Raw genomic sequence first — 8,092 nt, forward strand, 5'->3', positions numbered from 1 at the left:
AAATGAATATTTTTTAAATAAAACGTTTCATTTCAGGTTCGATTAGGGTTGTTAGTGTCATTTATTGCATTATCATAAAATATTATTTTGCACTTTGCTTAAATATGCGCTAATAGTGTTTTTGTTTTTTTGATTAATAGTTAACAAATCTCTCTTTTCTTTATAAAAACAGTAAAAAGGTTTTTGGATTATGGATTTTTGTCCTTAAGATTGTTGTATCAATTTTGAAACATGCCAAAAGTAAAACACTTCTGCGGTACAAACCTGCCCGTTTTTCATGAAATGGGAATTGGTATGGGTATGTCTTCTACTATGAATTTTTTTTCTACTACCATTACGGGGTAATCCCGTTTTTACTTTATATATCGCCCCTGTTATAAGGTCTGTTTGACCAATAAATTTCATTAAAAATTTTCCTAAAATTCGTTGAATCATGAAGATTTTAAAGTTTGGAGGCTCGTCCATTGCCAACAAGAACAATATTTTGAAGGTTTTTGATATCATCAAAAACCAGGATAAGAATGCTGATTTTGCAGTTGTGTTCTCAGCTTTCGGAGGTGTGACGGAAGTCCTTTTGAATACGGCCGAAAAAGCCAGAGAAGGGGACAGGACCTATGTGGATCATGTCAAAGCTCTTGAGGAAAGGCATTTTGAAATGGTTAAAGCGCTTGTTCCAATCCAACTCCAATCTGCAGTACTTACTTTTGTCAAAGTCCGGTTCAATGAATTGGAGGATCTTTTTCATGGGATTTACCTGATCAAGGAATGCTCTCCCAAAACATTGGACTATGTAGGCAGTTTTGGAGAGCGGCTATCAGCTTATATCCTCACAGAAGTTTTAAAGTTGGAGGGTTTTCCTGCTGTTTATTTGGACGCTAGAGCAGTCATCAGGACCAATGACAGGTTTGGTAATGCTAAAGTTGACTTTCCTGCAACCAACGATCTGATTTTGGACTTTTTTCACCAAAATCCAGGGCTTAAGGTAATTACAGGTTTTATTGCATCTACTGAAAAAGGAGAAACCACCACCTTGGGGCGAAGTGGCTCTGATTATACAGCTGCTATTTTTGCCTCGGCACTACAGGCAGAAAGCTTAGAAATCTGGACAGATGTATCTGGGGTGCTTACGGCTGATCCAAGATTGGTTTATACTGCTTTTACCATTCCGCAACTGAGTTACAGTGAGGCCATGGAACTCTCTCATTTTGGGGCCAAGGTAATTTTCCCGGCAACCATGCAGCCTGCTATGCGCAAGGGAATTCCAATTTTCATTAAAAATACATTCGAGCCTGCCCACCAAGGCACCTTGATCAATGGGGACCATCCAAGCGGGAAATTGATTAAAGGGATTTCCTCCCTGTCCGGCATATCCCTTCTTAATATTGAAGGAGCTGGCTTGATTGAAGTAGTGGGAGTTAGTTACAGGGTTTTTGGGGCATTGGCCAATGCACATGTCAATGTAGTCCTGATCAGTCAGGCTTCATCTGAACATAGTATTTGTGTGGCCATTCGTTCGGCGGAAGTGACTAAAGCCAAAGAAGCCATTGAGAAAGAATTTCTTTTTGAAATCCGAAATGGTGAAATGGATCCTGTCGTGGTAGTATCGGACATGGCAGTAGTGGCAGCAGTAGGAGAAAACATGAAGCATAATCCAGGAGCCAGTGGACGCATGTTCCAGTCTCTCGGCAGGAATAATGTCAATGTATATGCCATTGCTCAGGGAAGTTCTGAATTGAATATTTCGGCAGTTGTGGCACAACCTGATTTACAAAAAGCCTTGAATGCCCTGCATGAAGCATTTTTTCTATCAGACAACAAAGTATTGCACGTGTTTTTGGTAGGTGTAGGCTTGATTGGAAAGGCTCTGATCCGGATGATTGCCAGCCAAAGGGAAAAGTTGCAAAGGGAGAATGACCTGGATATCCAGGTTCATGGGATTGCCAATTCCAGGTTTATGGCCTTTCATGAGGATGGATTTGACCTTAAAAATTGCCCTGCTCCTGAGGATGCTCCCGAAGCCAGGCCCATGGATTTGGATAAATTCCTGAAGCAGATGGATGCGATGAATTTTTCCAATTCGGTCTTTGTAGACTGTACTGCCAGCGAGGATGTTTCTGGATCCTACGAAAGGGTATTAGAGGCCAGTATACCCATAGTCACGCCCAATAAAAAGGCAAACTCAGGCACTTTACAACGTTATAAGTCGCTCAAAAAATTGGCATATAAAAGGGGGGTGAAATTTCTCTATGAAACCAATGTGGCAGCAGGACTTCCTGTGATCAATACTTTGCAGGATCTGATGCTCAGTGGGGATAGGGTAATAAGGATAGAAGCGGTATTGAGTGGATCAATGAATTATATTTTCTCTGAATTTGAAAGAGGAGTTCCTTTTTCTGAGGTGGTGAGACAGGCCAAAGAAAAAGGCTATACTGAACCCGATCCAAGAGATGATTTGAGCGGCATGGATGTGGGGAGGAAAATTCTGATTCTTGGCCGTGAAGCGGAACAGGATTTACATTTTGAGGACATCAGTATCCAAAGTATGGTTCCAGAGGATTGTTTGGAGACCAAGGACATTGAAACCTTCTTTGAAAAGCTTAAAAAGCATGATGGGGACTTTGCTCTAATGCTACAAAAAGCCCAAGCCGAAGGCAAAAAGCTAAGGTTTATGGCCACTCTTGAAAATGGTAAAGCGACAGTGGGACTCAATGCCTTGGACAGCAGTCATCCATTTTTTACGCTCAAAGGAAGTGACAACATGATTTTGTTTACTACCGAACGTTATCATGATTTCCCCATGATCATCAGAGGTCCTGGAGCAGGCGCAGATGTGACTGCAGCCGGTGTATTTGCCGATGTGATCCGATTAGGAAATTATACCCGTTAGCCTATGAAAAAGGTGACGGCATTTGCACCGGCCACAGTGGCCAATGTTTCCTGTGGTTTTGATATACTGGGATTTGCTATAGATGATCTTGGGGATAAGGTTACAGTGGAACTGAAAGAGCAGGAAGGATTGACAGTGAAGCAAATTGAAGGAGATGGTGGCAAACTCCCTTTGGAAGCTGATAAAAATACCTGTACAGTAGCCATAAAAGCTATGTTGGACGCCCTTGGGATTCAAAAAGGAATCGCGGTTTCTTTGGAAAAGGGTTTGCCCTTGGGTTCGGGCATGGGCTCTTCTGCAGCCAGTGCCGCAGCAGCTTTGGTTGCAGCCAATGAATTGCTGGGCAAACCCTTTGAAAAAAACGATTTGGTGCCTTTTGCCATGGAGGCTGAACGTATGGCCTGTGGAGCCGCCCATGCCGATAATGTGGCACCGTCCATTCTGGGCGGATTTGTATTGATCCGCGGTTATGATCCTTTGGATGTGGTCAAATTACCTGTGCCAAAAGGCTTGTACTGCACGTTGATACACCCACATTTGGAATTGAAAACAGCTGACTCCAGATCTGTCCTTCGGCAACAGATTTCTTTGAAGGCTTCTACGGTACAATCAGGTAATATTGCAGGCTTGATCGCCGGACTTTATGAAAGCGATTATGGGCTTATCAGTAGATCCCTTAAAGATGTGATCGCTGAACCTTCCAGGGCATTGTTGATACCAGGTTTTTATGAATTGCGGGAGGCTGTGATGGAGGTTGGTGCTTTGGGATCGGGGATTTCAGGTTCAGGACCTACTATATTTATCCTTGCCCAAGGAAAAGAAACTGCACTAAAAGCAGGTCATGAAAGCAAAAAAGTATTTGAGAAAATCGGACTTGAGGTGGATGTTTATGTTTCCGAAGTCAACGATAGAGGCTCCTATATTTCTGATAACCAATAGCCCTTTCAATTACCATTGCATATTAAAATATCAAAAACTACTTCTCCTTTTTCCATGCAATATTACAGCACCAACAACCCGAATCATAAGGTCGATTTAAAAGAAGCGGTAATCAAGGGCCTTGCCCCAGATCAAGGGCTGTATATGCCGAAGAGTATCCCTGCCATGCCTGATTCTTTTTTCAGCCAGCTTCCTACTATGACATTTCAAGAAATGGCTTATGAAGTGATAGGATCACTTTTTGGAGAGGACTTGGATGTGGCTCAGGTCAAGGAATTGGTGGATCATACCCTTGTATTTGATGCTCCCTTAGTGAAAGTGGAAGAGGGGATTTATAGTCTGGAATTATTCCATGGTCCAACATTGGCATTTAAAGATTTTGGGGCTCGCTTTTGCTCCAAACTCATGTCCATATTGATGGAAGGAGAGGAGAGAAAAGTAAGGGTCTTGGTAGCTACATCAGGGGATACCGGTTCGGCAGTAGCCAATGGTTTTTATAAAGTTCCCGGAATGGAGGTGATCATTTTATATCCCAAAGGGAAGGTTTCAGCCCTTCAGGAAATGCAGTTTACCACCTTGGGAGAAAATATCCATTGCCTGGAAGTGGATGGGGTATTTGATGACTGTCAGCGCATGGTCAAAGAAGCCTTCTTGGACCAGGAGTTGAATGAAAAAATGCTCTTGACCTCTGCCAACTCCATCAATATTGCCCGTTGGATTCCACAATGTCTCTATTACTTTTATGCCTGGTCCAGACTTCCGGAAAAGAATAAGAAATTGGCCGTATCGGTACCCAGCGGGAATTTCGGTAATTTGGGAGCGGGAATTCTGGCCGAGCGCATGGGCCTGCCCATTGATGTTTTTGTGGCCAGTACGAATGTTAACAAGATCGTGCCTGATTTCCTGCATGGGTTGAATTTTAAAGCGAAACCTTCCATTGCGACCATCAGCAATTCCATGGATGTAGGCAATCCCAGCAATTTTTATAGGCTGTTGGCACTATATGGGAATGATGAGGCTTTATTCAGGAAAAAAGTCAAAGGCTTTTACTTTGATGATGAAGATACGGCAAAGCTGATGAAGAAAGTCCAATCTGAAACAGGCTATACGTTGGATCCCCATGGGGCAGTAGGGTATTTAGGGCTTCGCAACTTCCTGAGGATGAATGGGGATGATTATGTCGGGATTTTTTTGGAAACAGCCCATCCCGGCAAGTTCAAGTCAGTAGTGGATAAGGTATTAGGGATTGATCTGGAATTGCCTGATCGCTTAAAGGAATTTATGAAGGGAGAAAAAAAGGCAGCAGCACTTCCTAATGATTATGGGGCTTTTAGGGAGTATTTGAGTTTGGCCAAGTGAAAAAAATAAGGGCCAGGATAACTATTCCCGGCCCTTTTATGATTTATGTTGGTTTAGTCGTTCTTGCGCTGGGCTTCTTTGAGCTTTTGTTCCAGTGCTTTCATTTCTGCTTCATGCGCTTTTTGCCAAGCCTCCATTTTTTCCTGGAAAGCTTTCATTTTTTCTTCATTGGCCTTTTGCCATTCTTCCATCTTTCTTTGGAATTCTTCGATCTTGGGCTGGTTTTCTTTTTCCCAAGCTTTTACTCTGGCCTGATATTCCTCGATTTTGGGTTGGTTTTGTTTCTCCCAGTCCGCCATTTTTTCTTGGAACTCCTTTACTTTGGGTTCGTAGGTTTTCTTCCATTCCTCGGTTTTGGCTATTCTCTCCTGATTCCATTCTTCCCGTCTTTCAGCCTCTGCTTGTTTCACTTTGGCCAAGATTATACTCCTTTCTCGTTGTATCCGCTCCCAATCTTCTTTGGATATATTGTTTTTCTTGGCCAATTTCAATTGGAGTGTACTGTCAGCAAGTGAAATTCTGGCTAGGGACAATTCTTTTAACAGGTTGGAGTCAGGGAGTAATTTTTTAAAAGTTTCAGGATCCATTTCCCATCTTGGCATATTGTCAAAATTAAAATTGGGCATAGGTATTTCTATAAGTTCCAGCTGAGGCAGGTTACTAAAATTACCCCAGTCTGCATCGAAGCCCTCGAAAAGGCTTCCCGTTCCCTCAAAAAGGCTTCCCATCCCCTCAAAAAGCCCCTCTGTACCCTGGAAAAGAATCTCGAAATACTTTATAGGTTCTGTTTGCTTTGTAAGCTTTTGAAAAAATAGGGTGTCAACACCTTCATTGGTAGCAGAATCTATAAAAATCACCCTTGTTTTTGGTTGGGGAACGGTGTCGGCGTCATCATCATTATATACCATATGATATTCCAAATCAATGGTTTGGGTATTGGTTTGGGTCAACAGCAAGTCATCAGAAGACTTGCTTTTTTGGTCGCTCGCTCCTACCAGGAGGGTTGCGCCCAGTATCAAGGTAATCATCATGGTAATAGTGGTTAAAGTAGTTGGTTGTGTAGTGGAGGTTTTCACCCCCATAATTTTTTTGATCCTATCCAAGGTTGGATTTTGCTTTTTGGTGGCAGCCATAGCCATTTCAGGGGCATGATTTTGGGCATGGTTGATGACATTGGCCAATCCACAGGCGAGGTCTTTTGGATTTGCTCCCAAAGCTACAGCCATTTCATCACATGCCATTTCTCTTTGCTTTTTAGCCTCATGGTTGATCCACCAGAAAACTGGATGGAAAAAGAAAAGCATTTCCAAAATGGATTGGAGGAGGTTCACCAGGTAATCATGTCTTTTGATATGGGCCATTTCGTGGGCAATAATGGCCTCCAATTGCGTTGGGCTCATCTGTAATAACAAAGCACTGGGGATCAAAATGACTGGTTTCAGTATCCCATAGGTCAAGGGGATATCGATATGGGTGCTCGAAAGTATTTGAATAGGTCTGGAAATCTGCAGTTTTTTGCTGATTTGGTTGACCACAAGCCTTAACCTTTCCGGAACTGGAGAATGGGTTTTTCGGTGCAGCGAGCGTAGATCGGCTAATCCGCTGGCAGTTTTGAAGAAAAATAGGAAGGCGCCTATCAACCATACATTCACTAAAAGAGGAATGTACTTTTCTATTCTTCTAATGATAATCATCCCTTCTGGATTAGCCTCTTGTGAAGCGTCTATTTGCTTCAAAAAATCAGGTTGAGTGTATAAATACGCCCATTCAACATCACTCAGTGTGCTTTCCGGGACTGTTGATTGGCTATTCAATTGCCAGCTGAAGGTAACCATGGCGGCAAAGGTGATCGTGGCCAAAGCTGCCAAACTTAGGTGGTATTTAAAAGCTGCACTTTTTTGATTGAAAAGCGTCAGGCTTAACCATAGCAGTAAGCCTATGCCTGCAATCTGCCATAAGGCATGGATAATCATCCAGCCGAGGGCATAGAGATAAGGTTCGGGAACCAAATTTTCAAGCAATTCCATTATTTGTCTTTTTCCAGTTGGTCCAAAAATGCGCGGATTTCATCTAATTCCTCTTTAGAGGGATTGCCCTGCCCCAAAGCCTGCATGACCAGGTTTTTGGCAGAACCACCAAATGCTGTAGCCATAAAGTTGCCAACCAGGTGATGCTGGGTAGCTTTTTTTTCTATCAAGGGAAAATACACATGGGTTCGGCTTTGCTCATCCCTTCCTAAAATCCCCTTGCTGTGCATGATCTGCATGATCTTAAGGGTAGTCGTGTAACCGGTGTCTTTGGTTTCGGCCAGTTTCTCATGGATTTCCCTAACCGTGGCTCTCTTCATCGGCCATAAGAGGGACAAAATTTCAAGTTCGGATTCAGTGGGTTTAGTGTTCATAGTATTTTAATACGATTCGTTTCGTACAAAGTTATACGAATTGGTTCGCATTTTCAAAATTTTAATACGATTTTTTTCGTAATACAATTTTAGTGCTGAGGAAGAAACTGTTAACTGATTTATGAAACTGCTACCGATTTCTTGGAACTAAGCCTAAGCCACAATAGTTGTATATACATAGATTTGAAAAAAACCAATGATTATGAAAACTACACAACCGCTTTTAGAAAAGCTTCAAATGGGAGATTTGGAATTGCAAAACAGGGTAATAATGGCTCCTATGACAAGAAGCAGGGCAACCAATCCTGAAAATGTACCCTTTGATATTCATGTGAAATATTATCAGCAGAGGTCATCAGCTGGACTGATCATTTCCGAAGGTGCCCAGATTTCGAAAAAAGCAGTAGGGTATGTGAATACACCAGGGATTTATTCTGATGCCCAAGTGGAAGGTTGGAAAAAAGTCACTGAAGGTGTGCATGAAAAAGGAGGCAAAATATTTATTC

Annotated in this window: 5 protein-coding genes and 1 pseudogene; 4 read left to right on the forward strand and 2 right to left on the reverse strand. The window is 42.4% G+C overall.

Features of this window, described 5'->3' with window-relative positions; all coding sequences use genetic code 11:
• The first annotated feature begins 433 nt into the window (after positions 1 to 433).
• The 3 genes from thrA to thrC are packed head-to-tail and all read left to right on the forward strand — an operon-like array spanning position 434 to position 5,185.
• Positions 434 to 2,887, forward strand: coding sequence for a bifunctional aspartate kinase/homoserine dehydrogenase I (thrA, locus tag QZT73_RS05170; RefSeq protein ID WP_291784458.1), 2,454 nt, complete (start codon positions 434 to 436; stop codon positions 2,885 to 2,887).
• A gap of 3 nt (positions 2,888 to 2,890) precedes the next feature.
• The gene (locus tag QZT73_RS05175) at positions 2,891 to 3,826 is read left to right on the forward strand and encodes a homoserine kinase (protein WP_291784460.1); all 936 of its coding nucleotides are present in this window, start codon (positions 2,891 to 2,893) and stop codon (positions 3,824 to 3,826) included.
• A gap of 54 nt (positions 3,827 to 3,880) precedes the next feature.
• Complete coding sequence (gene thrC / locus QZT73_RS05180; RefSeq protein ID WP_291786979.1) at positions 3,881 to 5,185, forward strand: threonine synthase; 1,305 nt, start codon at positions 3,881 to 3,883, stop codon at positions 5,183 to 5,185.
• Between the two features lie 53 nt (positions 5,186 to 5,238).
• Here the strand turns inward: thrC and QZT73_RS05185 are convergent, their stop codons facing one another.
• Entirely contained in the window at positions 5,239 to 7,212 is a 1,974-nt protein-coding gene (locus tag QZT73_RS05185; protein ID WP_291786976.1) for a M56 family metallopeptidase, read from the reverse strand.
• Positions 7,212 to 7,586 carry a BlaI/MecI/CopY family transcriptional regulator gene (locus QZT73_RS05190; protein WP_291784464.1) on the reverse strand — a complete coding sequence of 125 codons (375 nt, stop codon included), beginning with the start codon at positions 7,584 to 7,586 and terminating at the stop codon, positions 7,212 to 7,214. The genes QZT73_RS05185 and QZT73_RS05190 overlap by 1 nt, the downstream gene beginning before the upstream one ends.
• A gap of 202 nt (positions 7,587 to 7,788) precedes the next feature.
• Here QZT73_RS05190 and QZT73_RS05195 point away from each other — a divergent pair.
• Positions 7,789 to 8,092, forward strand: a pseudogene (locus tag QZT73_RS05195) (alkene reductase); the annotation flags it as partial.

The organism is Cecembia sp. (assembly GCF_007126775.1).
Lineage (GTDB): Bacteria > Bacteroidota > Bacteroidia > Cytophagales > Cyclobacteriaceae > Cecembia.

Coding starts and splice junctions, on each gene's coding strand:
- QZT73_RS05185 (WP_291786976.1), bottom strand. CDS start 7,212: ATGGAATTGCTTGAAAATTTGGTTCCCGAACCTTATCTCTATGCCCTC.
- thrA (WP_291784458.1), top strand. CDS start 434: ATGAAGATTTTAAAGTTTGGAGGCTCGTCCATTGCCAACAAGAACAAT.
- QZT73_RS05175 (WP_291784460.1), top strand. CDS start 2,891: ATGAAAAAGGTGACGGCATTTGCACCGGCCACAGTGGCCAATGTTTCC.
- QZT73_RS05190 (WP_291784464.1), bottom strand. CDS start 7,586: ATGAACACTAAACCCACTGAATCCGAACTTGAAATTTTGTCCCTCTTA.
- thrC (WP_291786979.1), top strand. CDS start 3,881: ATGCAATATTACAGCACCAACAACCCGAATCATAAGGTCGATTTAAAA.